14 protein-coding genes are annotated in these 17,359 nt (G+C 41.6%); 9 read left to right on the top strand and 5 right to left on the bottom strand.

The genetic code is table 11. The features are described 5' to 3' along the window. The first annotated feature begins 43 nt into the window (after positions 1–43). The 9 genes from AC4MC0_RS16950 to AC4MC0_RS16910 are packed head-to-tail and all read left to right on the top strand — an operon-like array spanning position 44 to position 8,815. Complete coding sequence (locus AC4MC0_RS16950) at positions 44–631, top strand: outer membrane lipoprotein carrier protein LolA (RefSeq protein WP_171262513.1); 588 nt, start codon at positions 44–46, stop codon at positions 629–631. Continuing rightward, complete coding sequence (locus tag AC4MC0_RS16945) at positions 606–2,930, top strand: MMPL family transporter (RefSeq protein WP_335997994.1); 2,325 nt, start codon at positions 606–608, stop codon at positions 2,928–2,930. Before AC4MC0_RS16950 ends, AC4MC0_RS16945 begins: the two co-directional genes overlap by 26 nt. 18 nt (positions 2,931–2,948) lie before the next feature. Continuing rightward, on the top strand, positions 2,949–4,250 hold the full coding sequence (locus AC4MC0_RS16940) for an NAD(P)/FAD-dependent oxidoreductase (RefSeq protein ID WP_335997993.1): 1,302 nt from the start codon (positions 2,949–2,951) through the stop codon (positions 4,248–4,250). After that, positions 4,240–4,797: a DUF3261 domain-containing protein gene (locus tag AC4MC0_RS16935; RefSeq protein WP_004983966.1), complete on the top strand. Its 558-nt coding sequence runs from the start codon at positions 4,240–4,242 to the stop codon at positions 4,795–4,797. Before AC4MC0_RS16940 ends, AC4MC0_RS16935 begins: the two co-directional genes overlap by 11 nt. Then, positions 4,790–5,986 (top strand): beta-ketoacyl-[acyl-carrier-protein] synthase family protein, encoded by a 1,197-nt coding sequence (locus AC4MC0_RS16930; RefSeq protein ID WP_335997990.1) that lies wholly within the window; start codon positions 4,790–4,792, stop codon positions 5,984–5,986. Before AC4MC0_RS16935 ends, AC4MC0_RS16930 begins: the two co-directional genes overlap by 8 nt. Further along, positions 5,983–6,420, top strand: coding sequence for a hotdog family protein (locus AC4MC0_RS16925; protein ID WP_335997988.1), 438 nt, complete (start codon positions 5,983–5,985; stop codon positions 6,418–6,420). The genes AC4MC0_RS16930 and AC4MC0_RS16925 overlap by 4 nt, the downstream gene beginning before the upstream one ends. After that, on the top strand, positions 6,417–7,142 hold the full coding sequence (locus AC4MC0_RS16920) for a 3-ketoacyl-ACP reductase FabG2 (protein ID WP_335997985.1): 726 nt from the start codon (positions 6,417–6,419) through the stop codon (positions 7,140–7,142). The genes AC4MC0_RS16925 and AC4MC0_RS16920 overlap by 4 nt, the downstream gene beginning before the upstream one ends. Next, positions 7,142–8,362 carry a beta-ketoacyl-ACP synthase gene (locus tag AC4MC0_RS16915; RefSeq protein WP_335997983.1) on the top strand — a complete coding sequence of 407 codons (1,221 nt, stop codon included), beginning with the start codon at positions 7,142–7,144 and terminating at the stop codon, positions 8,360–8,362. Before AC4MC0_RS16920 ends, AC4MC0_RS16915 begins: the two co-directional genes overlap by 1 nt. Positions 8,363–8,380: 18 nt before the next feature. Further along, complete coding sequence (locus AC4MC0_RS16910; RefSeq protein WP_004983978.1) at positions 8,381–8,815, top strand: hypothetical protein; 435 nt, start codon at positions 8,381–8,383, stop codon at positions 8,813–8,815. A gap of 527 nt (positions 8,816–9,342) precedes the next feature. On the opposite strand, the gene AC4MC0_RS16905 is transcribed toward AC4MC0_RS16910, so the two are convergent. The 5 genes from AC4MC0_RS16905 to AC4MC0_RS16885 form a co-directional block, all read right to left on the bottom strand. Further along, positions 9,343–10,602: a type II toxin-antitoxin system HipA family toxin gene (locus AC4MC0_RS16905; protein ID WP_004728771.1), complete on the bottom strand. Its 1,260-nt coding sequence runs from the start codon at positions 10,600–10,602 to the stop codon at positions 9,343–9,345. 4 nt (positions 10,603–10,606) lie between these two features. Next, on the bottom strand, positions 10,607–10,909 hold the full coding sequence (locus tag AC4MC0_RS16900; RefSeq protein WP_000364388.1) for a helix-turn-helix transcriptional regulator: 303 nt from the start codon (positions 10,907–10,909) through the stop codon (positions 10,607–10,609). 601 nt (positions 10,910–11,510) lie between these two features. Beyond that, on the bottom strand, positions 11,511–14,474 hold the full coding sequence (locus AC4MC0_RS16895; protein ID WP_005403880.1) for a tyrosine-type recombinase/integrase: 2,964 nt from the start codon (positions 14,472–14,474) through the stop codon (positions 11,511–11,513). Continuing rightward, on the bottom strand, positions 14,471–16,651 hold the full coding sequence (locus AC4MC0_RS16890; RefSeq protein WP_005403881.1) for a hypothetical protein: 2,181 nt from the start codon (positions 16,649–16,651) through the stop codon (positions 14,471–14,473). Before AC4MC0_RS16890 ends, AC4MC0_RS16895 begins: the two co-directional genes overlap by 4 nt. Next, positions 16,648–17,280, bottom strand: a complete 633-nt coding sequence (locus AC4MC0_RS16885) for a hypothetical protein (RefSeq protein ID WP_005403882.1) — start codon at positions 17,278–17,280, stop codon at positions 16,648–16,650. The genes AC4MC0_RS16890 and AC4MC0_RS16885 overlap by 4 nt, the downstream gene beginning before the upstream one ends. Between the last annotated feature and the right edge of the window lie 79 nt (positions 17,281–17,359).

Here is a 17,359-nt window from a genome sequence, read left to right as displayed (position 1 = left end):
CAAATTTTTTAAGCCGATTGTCGTTGCGTGTGCAGCCAGTGTGATGACTTTACTTGCTCCCGCAGTGAGTGCACAAAATACTGAATTGAAGCAGGTGTTTGCTCAGCTCGGTGCAACGCCTGTGGTGCGTGCCCAATTTGAGCAGCAGAAAAAACTGGCAGCTCTGAATAAAACTTATGTGTCTAAAGGCACGGTGCTGTTCAGCAAAAACCAAGGGGTGCTGTGGCAGATTCAAAGTCCAGTCAAAGCCGATTTGGTGGTGACACCGCGTAAGTTGGTACAAAAGACGCAGCGTACGTCCAGTCAAATTGAAGTCGATAAAACTCCCTATGGCTCTGTAGCAACGATGTTTTTACAGTTGATGTCGGGCAATGAAGCGGCACTCGCTAAAAACTTTAATGTGGTGTCTGCCAATTACAGTCCGACGCAGTGGAATGTCAGCTTGACGCCGAAAAGCAGTCTATTTAAAAAGCTTTTTGTCCAAGTTGATGCGCAAGGCCAGCGTTATGTGGACCGTATCACGATTTTGGAACAAGCCAATAACCGCACCATCATTCGTTTTAGCCAGCAAACGGCTCAACCTCAAACTTTAACGGCTGCGGAAAATGCGCTTTTCCAATTGGCAAAATAAATTTAGCGCCCTGTGGCTGTTGGTGCTGTGTGTCATTGCTTTGGCACTGGGCGTGGCTTGGCTGAATAAAGGCATTAAGATTGAGACTAATATTTTTGCTTTGCTGCCTGAGGCACATCAAGATGCGCATCTGGAACAAGCACAGCAATACGTCAGTCAGCAGTTAAATGACAAAGTTTTTGTGGTGTTGGATGCCAAAACTGATCAGCAATTAGAACAGGCAACGCAAGCACTCAAAACCCAAGCCGACCAAAGTCAGCTATTTTTACCTGTCCGTCCGCAGCTTGATCCTGATCAATTTGCCCAAGCGCTGTATCAACACAAGGCGGGGTTATTATCCAAGACCGATCAGCAGATTTTGCAGGAGCAGGATGATGCCGCACTGACAGAGCAGGGCTTATTGCAACTGATGAGTCCCGGCATGCCGATCACGGCTGAAATGCTCAAGCAAGATCCCTTGCTGCTGTTCCCGCGTTATGCAGTGGGTTTAAGCGCTTTACAAAGCAATGCTGATATCAATTTAGAGCAGGGCTTTGCTACGATTCGTGATGAGCAGGGTATCTCGCGCCTGATGGTGCTTCAGCTCAATAACAGCCCTTATAATATTGCCTACCAAGAGCAGACCGCTGCGTTTATCCAAAATATCAATCAGCAGCTCAACCAGTTGCAAGTTAAACCGCACTGGACAGGTACGCTGCTGTTTGCACAGTTCGGCACTAACTCTGCAAAAGAGGAAATCTCGACCATTGGTGTAGGTTCGACCATCGGAATTTTACTGCTGGTTTGGTTTGGCTTCCGTTCGATCAGACCCATGCTAACGGAAATGGTTGCGGTCGGCACAGGCAGTCTGGTGGCCTTTGCGGTGACGTATTGGGTTTTCGGCGAAATTCACCTGATGACACTGGTCTTTGGTGCCAGTTTGATTGGGGTCTGTGTCGATTTTTCATTTTATTTTATGGCCATGCAGTCTCAGCATCGACAGCTCGATGGATTTGCTGTTTTAAAACCATTATTGCCGAGTCTATTTGTGGGGCTAATGACCACGCTGTTGGCCTATGTGGTGCTGAGCTTTACTCCATTTCCGGGTTTTAAACAGATTGCGGTCTTTTCCATGGTTGGATTGAGTGCCGCATGGGTGACCAGTATTTTACTGCTGCCACGTTTGCCTGCGCTGAATGCGGAACCTGCGATACGTGCTTTGGGCTTTATTGGCAAAGCACGCAGTTATGTGCAGAGTCGAAATACACTGCGTTATGGCATGATTGCACTAATTGTACTGGTGACAGGCAGCAGCCTCGCCTTCCTGAAAAGCAATGATGACATCCGCAATTTGCAAAGTATGGATGCCACTTTAAAGCAGGAAGATCAATATATTCGTTCGCGTTTTATGCAACAGCAAAGCAGTGAATATTTTGTGGTACAGGGCAGAACCCCAGCAGAGTTAGAGCAACGTGAACAGCAACTGTTGGCAGAGCTTGCGCCCTTGCAGCAGGCTGGAAAGCTAGATGCTATACAATCTTTAGGGCAGTGGATTCCATCGCTTGAGCAGCAAAAAAAGAATGTTGAAATGTTACAGGCGATTCCTCAGCCGGCTTTAGTGGAGTATGCGCAAGCGTTACAGCTCAATGCAGCGGATGTTTTAAACTGGCAAGCGCATTTAAAAGACCAACCGTTGCTGACTGAAGCAGTCTTTAAAGATCATCCCTTGCATTTTTTGCAGATGAGTCCGACGCAACGTTTAGTAATGCTGCAAAATGTGCATGATGTTAAAGCCATACAGCAGCTTGAAGATGCGGATGTACAACTGTTACGTCCCGTTCATCAATTATCTGAGTTATTCAAACAGCATCGTGTGCAAGCACAGTGGCTATTGCTGAGTGCTTTGCTGATTTTAGCTGTTGGCTTAGGGGTACTTTATGGCAAAAAATCCATTCTGCCTTTGGTGTTGCCTGTCAGCATGGCTTTAATGACCACGTTTGCGATTCAAGCATGGTTGGGTGTCGAGATTAATTTATTCAGCATTATGGGTACCTTCCTGATCATTGGGATTGGGGTGGATTATGCGATTTTCTACCGCCACGGACATGATCACCCGCAGGTGGTGGGCATGGCTTTATTCCTGTGCATGATGTCGACGTTTTTTAGTTTTGGTTTGCTGTCCTTTAGTCATACCTATGCCATTCACAGTTTTGGCTTAACGGTGTTGCTGGGCGTTATTTTTTCATTTATTTATGCCACACTTTTTACATCCTCCGATGCAAAACATGTGGTGGTTCAACAATATCAGCCAAAGAGCTGAGTCAAAGGGTACAGTGCAATGAGCACCATGCAACAGACAGATGTTTTAATTATTGGGGCGGGACCATCAGGTAGTTCAGCCGCAGCTTTGCTGCGCCAAAAAGGCCATCAGGTCACGGTCATCGAAAAGCAATTTTTTCCGCGTTTTTCCATCGGTGAGTCTTTATTGCCACAGTGTATGGTGTTTTTAGAAGAAGCGGGTTTGTTGGAGACAGTGCGTACCCATGCTGATGAATATGCCTTTCAGTTTAAAAATGGCGCAGCTTTTTTAAGAGGCACACAGCGTAGTTTTTATGACTTTACTCAAAAGTTTAGTGAAGGCCCAGGCACTACATGGCAGGTACGACGTGCCAACTTTGACCAGCTTTTGGCGCAGCAAGCCGAAAAAATGGGGGCAGATATCCGTTTTGGTCATGAAGTTTTGGCGGTCGATGTGGCATCTACACAACCGATTTTGACGGTGAAAGGTGAGCAAGGCGACAGCTATCAAATTCAAGGCAAGTTCCTCTTAGATGCCAGCGGCTTTGGCCGCATTTTGCCGAAGTTTCTTGACTTAGAAAGCCCATCGGATTTTCCCGTGCGCCGTGCGGTCTTTACCCACATTGAAGACGGTCTATTGAATGACCCTGAGTTTGACCGCGAGAAAATTTTAATTACTGTGCATGAAAAAGACCACCGTGCGTGGTATTGGCTAATTCCCTTTGCTGATGGACGCTCTTCATTTGGCATTGTGGCGGAGCAAGATTTCTTTGAAAAATATGGTTATGACGGCAGTGCGGACTATGACTTAGAAGCCTTACAGAAGCGTATTTTGGCCGATGATGCCAGCTTGTCGTATGTGTTACGTCATGCCAAACATGATACTCCTGTACGTACTTTGGTGGGCTACTCTGCCGATGTGAAACACTTGGCATCTGAAAACTATGCACTACTGGGCAATGCGGGTGAGTTCCTCGATCCTGTCTTTTCTTCAGGGGTAACCATTGCCTTAAAATCTTCCAGTCTAGCAGTGCCATTGGTCGAGCAAGTGTTGCAAGGTCAGACGGTAGACTGGATGGAGCAATATGAAAAGCCGCTACGTAAAGGCATTCAAGTGTTCCGTGCCTATGTCGAATCATGGTATTCAGGTGAGTTTCAGGATGTGGTATTTTCGACTCAGCAGGATGAAAAAATTCGCCGTATGATTGCATCTTTACTGGCAGGTTATGCATGGGATACGAGCAACCCGATTCATCGCAATGCCAAGCAACGTTTGAGCACTTTGGCCGAATATTGCCGAGAAGAACAACCTAAAAAAGAGTCGCTGACCGATGAAACTTAAGCTGCGTTTAAAGACCGTCAGTTGGGTTTTAGCCAGTGCGCTGCTCTGTAGTGCCTGTCAAAGTTGGATTCCCAAAGCGCAGGGACTCGCGACTCCGCAGTGGGCTGCGCAGAATTACCAGCGTCAAGACCAAATTGAAGTGCAGTGGAAAACCCAGAGTTTCAGCTTTTTACTGTACCAACAACAGCGAGGACAGTCGCTTGATATGCTGGCACTTAGCCTTACGGGACAGCAGTTATTCAAGCTCAGTTTTGATGGTCAAAAGGTAGACGTTGAACAGCGGATTGAGCCGATGAGGTTATTGCCTTTTGATTATGTGGTGCGCGATATTCTGTATGCGACCTATCCCAATTTTGCTGCGTTACATGCCGCTCAAAATGCGGTCGTACAGAAAGACGATACCATTTATATGCAGCAACAGCCCGTGTTGAAAATTCAGCAAAATGAGGGGGCAATTGAGCTAGATAATTTGCAAGTGCCTTATCAGATGGTCATCAGTGCGGTGAGCAATACTTTAGAAGATGATCAAGGTGACCATCATGACTAAAAAACTACAGCATGTTTCAGCTGTTGGCATTCAGTTCAGTACGGCGCTATCGGCTTTGGGACAAAATGCCGCTGAGCTTCAACATGCCTTAACAAGCACCAAAAATACCTTATCCCAACGAGAGGATCTGATCGCGGGGCGAACGGTCTGGGTCGGTGCATCTGACCAAGCCTTGCTTCAAGCAGTTCCTGCAAGCTTAAGCAGTGCAGACTCACGGAATTTACGCTTTACCCTGACGGCTTTGACACACATTGAAACCGAGATTCGTGCCTATACTGCACAGTTCCCTAAACAACGTCTCGCTGTGATTATTGGCACGTCAACCTCAGGCATCGCGGATAATGAGCCTACTTTAAAAGCGCAGTTTCAACAGCCAGCGCCGCAGTCTGTACAGCACCAAAAGCAAGAAATGGGCAGTTTAGCGAAAGCCTTACAACAGTATTTGGGCTGGGAAGGGCCTGCTTATACCATTTCTACCGCTTGTTCCTCGGCAGCCAAAGCACTTGCAGCGGGGCAACGTCTGCTGAATGCCGATTTGGCTGATGCAGTCTTAGTGGGTGGAGTCGATACCCTATGCAAGCTGACCTTAAATGGTTTTGATAGTTTAGAAAGCTTATCGAGCGGAATTTGCCAGCCCTGTGGTGCCAACCGTGACGGCATTAATATTGGTGAAGCCGCAGGACTGTTTTTACTCTCTAAAGCGCCTGCCCCTGTGATGTTACTGTCGAGCGGCGAGTCAATGGATGCATGGCATATTTCAGCACCGCATCCAGAAGGAAAAGGGGCTGCGGAGGCGATGCAAAAAGCTTTAGACGCTGCACAGCTGCAAGCAAGCGATATTGATTATTTAAATTTGCATGGCACATCCACACCGCAAAATGATGCGATGGAAATGAAGGCGGTACAGACTGTTTTCTCTGATGCAGCTGTGGCCTTGAGCAGCACCAAACATAAAACGGGGCATTGTCTGGGGGCAGCGGGTGCAATCGAAGCTTTTATTTGCCAGCAGGTTTTATTAGATCAATCTTGGTTGCCGCTGCATCATGCAGGCGAATTGGACGATGCTTTGGCTGGGCAAAACTATGTGTTTACACCGCTTTTGAATACACCCATTCGCTATGCGATGAGTAATTCTTTTGCTTTTGGCGGCAGCAATATCAGTTTAATTTTCGGGACAGTTTTGCCATGATGGACGCAGTACAGTTTATTCCGCATGCGAAACCGATGGTTTTCGTGAGCCATTTGATTGAAGCCAATGATGAATTCGCTATTGCAGAACTTCACATCACGCCAGATTTGATGTTTTGTGAGCCAGAAGGCTTGCCCACATGGAGTAGCATTGAGTTGATGGCGCAGACCATTAGTGCTTATGCTGGTTATAAAGGACAAACTCAGGGCTTGCCACCGAAAATTGGCTTTTTATTGGGAACGCGTAAAATGCAGTTGCCTTGTGCTTATTTTAGTTTGGGCACAACCGTGCGGATTCGAGTAGAACAAAGTTATCTGCACGAAGGTTTGGGGCAGTTTAATTGTGAAATTGAATATCAAGAACATCGGTTCAGCGCCATGTTGAGCGTATTTGAGCCTGAAAATATTAATGAAATCATTGGAAAATTAGTGTGAACAGAAGAATTTTAGTCACGGGTTCGAGTCGTGGAATAGGTAAAGCGATTGCTTTGGAGTTGGCAAAGGCAGGTTTTGATGTCACGGTACATGCTCGTTCAAGACAGTCTGAGGCCGAAGTGGTGGCTCAGGAAATTCAAGCGCTTGGGCAGGCTAGCCATGTATTGATGTTCGATGTAAATGAGCGTGAAAAGATTGCTGCTATTTTAGAGCAAGATATAGCACAGCATGGCGCTTTTTATGGTGCGGTGTTGAATGCAGGACTAACCCGTGATGGTGCTTTCCCCGCACTAACCGATGAAGACTGGGATGATGTGGTCTCGACCTCTCTGAACGGTTTTTATAATGTGCTGAAACCTCTGATGATGCCGATGATTCGCTTGAAAAAGGGCGGACGTATTGTGACCTTGTCTTCAGTGTCTGGGATCATGGGTAACCGAGGTCAGGTGAACTATAGTGCTGCCAAAGCAGGCTTGATTGGTGCGACCAAAGCATTGGCACTGGAATTGGCCAAACGCAAAATTACGGTGAACTGTGTGGCTCCGGGCTTGATTGAAACCGAAATGGTCACGGAAGAAGTTAAAGAACATGCTTTGAAAATGATCCCGATGCAACGCATGGGACAGGTGGAAGAAGTCGCGAAAGTGGTGAAGTTTTTATGCAGTGATGATGCCAGTTATATCACCCGCCAAGTAATTTCAGTCAATGGAGGCTTGATCTAATGAAACGTGTTGTTGTGACAGGCATGTCAGGGATTACCTCTTTGGGTGAAACCGCAGAGCAAATTTTTGAGCAATTTGCACTAGGCAAAAGCGGCATTCGCTATATGCCTGACTGGGAGATTTATTCCGATTTACGCAGTAAATTGGCCGGGCCTGTTGAGTCTTTTACCGTACCCAAGCATTTTAACCGCAAGGTTACTCGAGGTATGGGACGTGTTGCTTTAATGTCCGCTGTATGTGCTGAAAAAGCATTGGAAGATGCAGGATTACTGCATGCGGATATCTTAAAAAGTGGCGATGCAGGCGTGGCCTTTGGTTCCTCTGCGGGCAGTGTGGATGCCGTACGTGAGTTTGGCTCGATGTTGATTGAGCACAATATGAGCCAACTGAATGCCACAACCTACATTCGTATGATGTCGCATACCAGTGCGGTCAATATGACGGTGTATTTTGGTTTAAAGGGTTTAACCCTACCAACCTCAAGTGCTTGTACTTCAGGTTCTATGGCCATTGGTCAAGCTTATGAAGCGATCAAATATGGCAAACAAACCGTGATGATTGCAGGCGGGGCAGAAGAACTCAGTGCCGCGGGTTCAGCCGTGTTTGATGTCCTGTTAGCAACCAGTGTGCAAAATGATCGACCTGAGGCAACCCCGCGTCCGTTTGATGCAAATCGGGATGGTTTGGTGGTTGGTGAAGGCGCAGGCTGTTTGATTTTAGAAGAATATGAACATGCTCAAGCGCGCGGGGCCACCATTTATGCTGAGATCGTTGGCTATGGCAGTAATACCGATGGTCAGCATGTAACTCGACCTGATTCTGAAATGATGGGCCGTTGTATGCAGTTGGCATTGAAAGATGCACAGCTTACTGCCGCGGATATTGATTATGTCAATGCGCATGGCACTTCGACCGATCAGGGGGATATTGCAGAATCACAAGCAACCGCGCGCATCTTGGGGAAAAAGCCGATCAGCTCATTAAAAAGTTATTTTGGGCATACGCTCGGGGCGTGCGGCGCCATTGAGGCATGGCTGAGTATTGAAATGATGAGACGCAATCAGTTGGTGCCTACACTGAATTTAGATCAGATTGACAGCGCTTGTGGTGATCTGGATTATATCGTTTCAGATATGCGTTCAGCAGAAACGCAAATGGTGATGAGCAACAATTTTGCTTTTGGGGGGATTAATACCTCCCTGATTTTTAAACGTATCTAATAAGATAAGGGTAGAACCATGTTATTCAAAAATATTTGTGCAGTCGCTGTGTTGTCTTTAGGAGCGATTGCATCGGCTCAAGCTGCAGACAGAATGTATGATTTTAAGTTTCAAGAAGCTGTAAACCGTGCTGTTGCAGATGGGGTACTCGATGGTTCAGTGAAGTTTTATTTGGCGGGAACCAAGTCGGGCGGTAAAGTGATTGAAAAAGGCCTAGTGACCAATAAAAAGACCAATGGTTTTGCTAAATCTGCGGAAAGTTCATGTGATCACGTACTTCGTTCGGCATTGATTCAATTTCAAAATACCGCCAAAGCTAATGGTGCAAATGCTGTGACTAATCTGGTGAGTTTCTATAAGTCGAATGAAACACGTAGTATGACGACTTATCAATGCGCGAAAGGTACAGCACTCGCGGGTGTGGCGTTGAAAGGGGATTTGGTGAAGTTTTAATGTGTTTGAATGCGTGAGATGAATTTCCAAATAAGAACAATCTAATTCCAAGTTCATTGTATAGCAGCAGTATTAGGATGGATTCTTACAACGAGGGATGCTCTATTTTTAGACATCCCTCGTTGGTTCGATGTCTTAATTCAGCATTTTTTGATTGTCAGAGTTAGTATACTAATTTGAGTAAGGTTCAGAAATGCATAAAAAAGCCCCCATCTTTCGATGAGGGCTTTTTTGAATTTGGAGCGGGAAACGAGACTCGAACTCGCGACCCCAACCTTGGCAAGGTCACCGAGATTTATGCCATTAAATGATGTTAACTATAAATATATGATTTAATTGATTGTGTATAGTTTTTAGTGGGGTGAAATTTTTAGAAATTTAGATCATTTAAGGGTATTTTGGTCACTTCATATTGGAAATTTTAGTCTATAAAAGTCACCTGTATTTTGGTGCGAATTTTCATGAGAAACAACAACATTATATAATTTAATATAATGATTCTTGATCCTCATGAAAATTTTTTATATTCAATTCAATAAATGAATATTATGCTCAATCCTATTTTGGATCATCTGGAGAGTCTCTGTTTGAATTTGTCCAGGTAATAGATCATGAGCGATATTGCTGAATCGGATTGCAACCTTACAAATCGAGCCAATAATTTCATCGACTTCTTGGGCAGAAAGTTCCGCTTCCTGAGTACCAAGTTTTACAAGAGCTTGTCGAGGAATATCCAGTGCCTCACCCATGATATCCATTTGATGATATCCACCTGGCCCCTCACAGAAAGTAACATCATAGGCAGGGGAGAGTTTCCATTGCCCATTTTGGGACATCAGAAATGAAAAGTTTTTGCAATGATCATCTCGATTATTGAAGACTACATTGAAAACAGCTCGCTTGAATGCAATTGCTTTTTCGCGAACATCATTGGTGCAAAAGTGTGCAGCGCGAAGAAAGTTACTGTAGTCTAAACTCCCTGGTGATTTAAAATCAGCTCCGGTGAAGGCCGCTAAACTTTGCATAGGGATACGCATGCCATCGTGGCGGTCAAATCTCTTTGATGCAAATGCGGTTAATCCATTCGGAAGAGTAAAATATTGAGTGTCAGGGGTATCAATATGACAATGACGCAAACATTCTGCATAAACAGCTTCAATTGCACAAACTTCAGGATGCTCTTGCTGAGCGGGAAATTTGATCAGCCAAGCTTCATGTTGATGTGAGCTAACTGTTGAGAATTCGTTGGTGACAGGATCACGATAGACGAGTGCTTTTGGCCTTGCACCTTGTGGAGATCCACCCATAATTAATAAATGCTGTAAAAATTCTGCACCTTCTCCTTTGAGAACTTGCTGAACTTCTTGAGCGAGTTTAATCAGTGGAATATTTTCAGTTAATGCTAACTCAGGTGCTGAAGGTTCAAAGGATAATGCCCCCATTGCATGTGTATTAATATACGTGAGTCGTTCTAATGGCCCAATCCGTGCTGGATTGAGTCCATTTTTTTTAAATAAGCGATCCATAAGAAGCATGCCCCAACCATCGGGTAGGGCATCATATATAGGACCTGGCAATCCCATTTGATGTGTAGGAAAGTTCGTTCTTAATGAGTCACCTTTTAATGGAAGTAGGTAAGAGGAAAGTTCTAAACCTTTACTGATCGCTTCTGCACTGTATTCAAAGGCAATTAATGGCCGACCTGTGATTGCGGTTGAGGAGACCAGTGTACCCCAAAGCCAATATTCACCCCATCCATTGTAGTAAACATTAAGTTTTTTGAGCATGGACTTATTTCCTTTTGATACGTTGGCGAGCCGTATTGCTCTCATAGCGGAGAATGTCATTTACACTGTTTAAATGAGGTTTGAAGAGTTCCTCTAATTCTTTTAATCGGCCCAATACCATGGCAACGCGTACTAAATTTTCAAATGAAACATTTCGACCGGCTTCCAGATTAGATACTGTATTCACACTAATACCAGCACGTGTAGCGACGTCTGCCTGAGTCATTTCCAGATAAAGTCGTTCTTTGCGAAGCCTTTCACATAATAACGTGACAACCTCTTCAGGCTTTTTGAATTTTAAATCCATAATATTGGGTCTTATATCTATATATATCTATTAAAACACAAAATAATGGATTTATAAAAATAAACCATTTGATGTAAGGAGGGTGCTTAATTGGCCTGATTAGATCTAATTAGACTAAAGAAGTCTAATTAGACATTTACAATTTAATAGAGTCTAACAACCTGCTTTAAGCTTAATCAGTTTCGCCTGATGTCGCGAGGAACCAGTATTTGCTATCAGGTTAATCTGGAATATTTGGCACAAGTGGTTTGGAGCAATGAGGTTATGGGCAGGGGTTTATCTTTTCTGATAACTTATTGGGTACCGATTCACAACTTATTCATCATATTCTGAAAATATTTCTTCAATTTCATTGTGCTGCGGCAATTTATGCTTTTTATTCACTTCGAATTGTAAATTAATACTGCAAATTCTTGTTTAAATGATCATTAAATTTTGTGCTAACTTGGACAGACATTATTTGGCTAGTGGGACAAACAGTTATTGCTCTTTAAGATGATTAATTTTACCACTCACGCTTGGAAGTCTATATTAAATCATTACAGGAATGACTGGTAAACCACGAATAAGAATGCGTGGCAAACTTATCCAATAATTTGCATTAAAGATGAGAAACTATCATCAGATACATCAGTAACTTGAATACCCCAAGTGCTTTTGCATCTTTACCCTTGAAGCAGAACTTAATTCGCCTTTCATTTTCAGTCAGGCTGAAGTTTTCTGCCCGTAATGTTAAATCCTGTAATGTCTTTTTGAGCTCTGTTTTGCTCTGCTGAGAGAGTTCTAAATGAAGATATTTTTTGGGAAATAAGCTATGAATAAAAGAAAGAAGTTTCTTCAGTTGCCGTTTTTCATTGAGTTCAAAAATTAACTGGGCTGAATTGGGCTGAACTTTTTCAAGATAAATTGAGTAGATCGTATGAAGCTGTTTTTTGTATTTACTTTGTACATTTGCATAACGCTCCTGAACATGTTGAATGACCTTTTTTTCCTCCTGATTGGTTGGCAACATGGTGACCAATGCATTCGGAGTTTTCCTTAAAAAATCTGTGGTAAATAACCTCGATGATTTTTTTTGGTTTACACAGGAGGTTTTCAAATGATGGGCTCTAGCACGTAATTTTTGCGCGATTTGCAAAGGAATAGCTTCAGGTAACATAAGGTCTTGTTCTTTTTCTACTGCAAGAATGTGATGCAATAATTCAAAAGTCATCTCTGAGTCATGAGCTCCTAGCATCAGTGAATCAGGCGATTTCTGTTGACCTAGTTGAAATTGATGATCATGTTGCCTGTAACGGTCTTTAGTGAGTTGATCAAATAAAAACTGTTTGATCGCCCGCTGCTGAACAGGATATTTAATGGCATCATCATGTTTCAGAATGTTAAAATAGGCTTCTTTAGGAAGCGGGCTGTGCATTTGATTCAGCTGGTAGCTAATTGCTAGATGCATTAAATGCAGATAGCTTGAACAAGTGGTCTCAGGCGTTAGGTGCCCGGCAAAATGAGAAAGTGCATACCAGGTTTGCTGAGTATTTCTGTTTCGCAACAATGCATAACGGATACGTAATTGCTCATGTGGGCTATAGTCAGTAAATGCATCTGCAAGTGTTGAGTTTTTTAAAATCAGGTAAAGATGATTAAATGCAGAATGGCGCAGACTATGGTAAGTAAAATGGTGTTCTCCAAAAACTGTCTTGATCAATTGTTTCAATAGGGAATTCACTTCATTTTCATGAGTTTCTTCTAAGGACTGTTTTAAAAACAGCGGTTGTGTAACTGATTTTCCCTGTTCTTTTAGCAGACGTTTTCTATTCTGACTATATGTTTTAAATGTATGTAATTCGTCGGCTTTAAGTAGATGATGCAGGGGAATCTTGCGGTAAGCTGAGTAGCTTTTTTGATTTTTATTGCGATTGTTGCGAATGGTGAGTATCACAGCATCTTCACTAATAAATAGATCACGTACGAAGATATTCAATGTTTCATTGATCCGTAGTCCGACTCTGAACCCCAGAATAAAAATCAGTTTAAATATATTTTTATCCTGAATCGAAATATCTTGAGTATTTTCGAGCTGCTCTAGCATGTGGTAAAAAATATGGGGCGAGATCAATGCGGTTCTGCAGATTTTTACTTGGATTAAACTATCCAGATCCACAGTGGGCGCGTTAAAAAATAATGTCTGTTTGTGATGAAACTCCTGTAGACGTTTTTGTAAAGTCTCTCTAGTTGTTTCTTTCTTTAATAAAAGCATTTCTCCATACATATCTTCAAAATCGGCATTTGAAAATGATGAAATGTCTTTGTCTTGCGTTGCCATCAGCCAATCGATGGCAAACTGTGAAAACATGGTATTTAGAGAGCTTTGCTTAATAGGTTGAAAATCTGCACGTATAAGCTTGCGCTCAAATCGTTTCTGTTGTTGGATAATTTGATTTAAGCAGTTTAATTGAGTCTCTGTTAATTTGGAACGTAGGATGGTCCACAGCAACAAACGCTCTAAGGCAGGAGACAGTTCTCTGGAATATAACCCTATGAGTTGATCTTTATAGTTTTTTGCACGAATGGCTTGACGTATTTCTACAAGAGTTTCTGCTATATCTGATGCGATATTGACTCTAGAGTGGTTCCGATGGTTTTCACAAGTATTCTCAACTTTAATGTTATTGGTGTGCTTTTGTTCAAACTGAACAAAATAAGCTTCTAATTGTTTTTCGAGAGGACTAGAACTGTAAATTTCATTTTTTAGGATACAAATGGACATTTGATCCAGTCCGCTGTTTTTCAGGAACTGTGTATAGTAAAAACCGTATTTTAACAGGTCTTTACAACGTACCTTTTCCTCAGGGAAGCATTCAATAATACAAGCGTTAATCAGATGTTCTGCATCTTCAATATCCGAAAATAAATCAAACTTTTGATGTTTAAGTCTGTAGATCCAGCATTTCACAATGTCGTGTAGCACAAACGTTTTTGTATAGCTGACTGAAAAATCAGGGTCATTTATACGCTGATTACCGAAATTCCGGTTCGGGATTTCGAGTGTTACCATATGATTTAGGTTTAAAAAACTTTGAAATTTCTTTGTTTTTAAAATGATTTTTAAAAAAAATTGCAATTCGGCATGGTTATAAATGCCATTAAATAATATTGAACTGATCAAACAAAAGCCAAGAGATTGGGTGGGACTGAAGTCATTTCGTTTTGTCCAGTAAGCAATCATATTTTGGGCAAATTGAGTAACTTTTTTACCATGTTTTAAGGTTTCAATATTTTGTAGTGGCAGAGACCTTTCGTACCTTACGGGAGCGGCAGGCACTGGATAGTACTGATTCGATGAAAGATTAAAGCGCTTGATATATTTAGCAAATTCTATACGGGCCATCTGATAGCTACGGATGTTTGACTTACAGTGTTCTAAAAGCTGATTATCAACTTGACGACAAATTTCCGAATAGTTCTCAGGCGTCAGCTCTATACATTTCTCACTAAACAAGTTCAGAAGAAATGCTTTGTTTTTTCTATGCTTTTTTATTCTTTTGAGGGAGTGTGGGTGTTTACTCATTCAATCAGGAACCCGTTAAATGTAGACATACTTTTAAGCTTTAAGAGTCCGACCAGCTTGTCTTGCGCTGCTCGAATGTGATCGTAATCGGTTGCCTGAAAACCCGAATAGCGGTCAAAAAGTTCCTGCATGGGCCCATCGTGACCAAAGATGCCATTCAGCATATCTTCATCGCAGTGCTGTGCAAAAAAATAGCGAGCGAAATGGCGAGTCCAATTGCGCTGCAAAACTATATTTGGACTGTTCTTTTCAATATCAGCAAGCTCTAAATTTCGGATATATCCTTCAGTCTTGGGATATACAAGAAAGGGGCATTGACCATCAAAGATTTCTTGAATTAATGCTGTTTTTACTTGGTTAGCACAAGCCTTCATAAGGTGCTGAAATTGTTTTAAATAATTCAGATAAAACTGTATTTCATCACGAAGAAAATTATTAAATGGTAGGTAGCGTCCAATGGTACCCGAATAACGTTGTTCTTTATCTGCAACAGCCACCAAACAGTTGTCGAGATCAAGATAATCGAGATTCGGGGGAAAGGCTTCATTTGGTCGGGCAGATGTCATAATCATGCAAACGTACCATAGCCAAATTGAATAATATTTCAGTGTTTTGAAAGGGTTAGGGTTTCCCCGAACTTGCTTGTCAAGCTGTTTAAAAAAGGATTTAACCAGAGGCAGGTCTGGCGTTTGCTGACTACCGAAATTAACAGGGGATTCAAAGTCTTCGATATAACTAGTGTCGAGCTGCTTGCAAACCAGATAAAGTGTTTGGCTATAAATATCGAGGATATCAACAATTTTCATTGAATAGTAATGGTTTGGGGTGTAGCTATTAACGTTTTCTCCACTAAGTAATTTACTTTCCAATTCATATCCGAATTCATTCAACGTGATATCGCTGATTAAACGAGGAAGGTTTCGAGCTGTTAAATGAAAAGTAAGGCCGTCACTGATTCTACGTAAGTATTCTTGTACATCTGAAGCAATATCAGCTTTATCCCACTTTTTTAGTTGAAAAATCTGATCAAAATAAACTTTGGGTAAGGGGATGGTAAAAGAATTTCCTCTATTCAGCATATATTTTTTTAATAAAGCATCTTTAAATTTAGAGTTATCAAAACTTTGCCGAAAATAGAAGTTTTCAGGGCTAAAAGTAATTTCTTTTCTTTTTGAACTCAGACGGAAATTTTTCTGAAATACTAATAGCTCTTTATAATGTGTCAAACTGAGTACTGAAAATAAAAGTAAGGCATGAATTGGAGAGGTTTTTGCCTGTTCAAACAAAATTCGCATAATATGCTGTGCGGTAGGCAAATCCAAGACACGAGGATTTGACTTGCTCATTAACTGATTCTTGTTTTGATGCAGAACTTTGTTCTTAAGATTATTGACCTGAGCTGTAATAGAGTATTGCTCAAGAGGATTAAATTCAAAATTATGATCTTCAACTTTTTCTATAGTTTTATCTTCGCGTGGTTGTTTAGCTGTACCTTGTTCAAAATGAGTCTGATACGTTTGTTCATCATCGAGAGATATTCTTGATATCTTTTGAACATCAGTTTGAGGAGCTTCTTTGGCACCTGAACTGCTTTGGCGATTTCGTTTTAAACGTTCAGACTGAGTAAAGACATATTGATAGATGACACGTAGATTTGCCAGCTGGCCAATTTGTTTTTCATCTAAATTTGGTGTGGAGCGGTTAAGTAACTCTCTATTCTTAGTTTCTTCTTGGTTTAGAAATTCAAGCAGATCCTTTAATTCTATAGGAAGAGGAGCTAAGAAATTGTAAAGCCAATAGTATTCTTGCTTTGTACTAGCTAAACGAAAACGTCTACAGAGGTTAGCTACAGTGGCTGCATGTTCTTTGCTATCAAGCAATTCAATACATTGAGTATTAAAAATGGCCCATTTCAGGGCATTAGCTTGATATGCTGAAGTCGTATTAATGACTGCAATAAGATAATGAACCAGAGGATATTCACTGATTGATTTTTCTACAAGTTTTTGATTTATAATATTGTTAAGTTCAATAATTTTAGTAGGTTTAATGAACTCATTGAGTTTGATTGAATTTTGAAAACTTTCTAGCTTTGCTTCTGCTAGTGTTTGATAGAATTCTCGAAACGGCTCAAGCTTTAATTCTTGAGTATCTTCTAAGTAACTATATCCGTTCATGATGATATTCCAGCCAGAATTTGTTCTAATGAAAGTGGACCAGCATAATTTGAAATAGAACTTACTGGACTTTTGGATTTAGACAGCCCTGATAATTCTCGTAGATGATTGATAGTTAGAACTTCCTGACCGAAAACTTCCTGAAGATGTGCGGCTAAGTATTGTTCATTTAGCCAATGTGCGATGATATCTAAGCCATGAATTGAGTGATGTAATCCGGAACATAGTAAGGCCTTTACTTCGCTTAAAGCCATGATGGTGAATTCGTAGGAATTATTTTTTTCATAAGCTCTAAACGTAAATTCAGTTTTATACTTATTGTAAAAATAAGCATAGATCCAGCTGAAATGACTACTAAAAAAATAGTGATCAGCTTTGTCTGTTGTCAGAAGAGGGATTTCGATATTCTGCTTAAAAGTTAAATTCAAGTGATAGTTTTGCTGTTTCTCATTAAGCTGAAAAAATAGAGCAATCCAGATTTGGTAGGCATGCATACATTTTGGATAACACATTAACTGTAAGTTTTTTGAAGATACACGATGACTTTCAATAGCTTTTTTTTTATAGACATATGCTGATGTCTCCCCATATTTATGCCAAGTGGCTGAAAAATAAGCTATAATATTCACGTACTTTTTATAGGGGAGTCAAGGGTTACGCACCCTATATTGTGTTATTAAATTGTAAATTTCACTATATATAGTGTTT

It is taken from the genome of Acinetobacter sp. CAU_H_S139_7, from assembly GCF_058599305.1.
The sequence above is the reverse complement of the archived record's forward strand: the minus strand, read 5'-3'. Positions and strand labels throughout refer to the sequence as shown.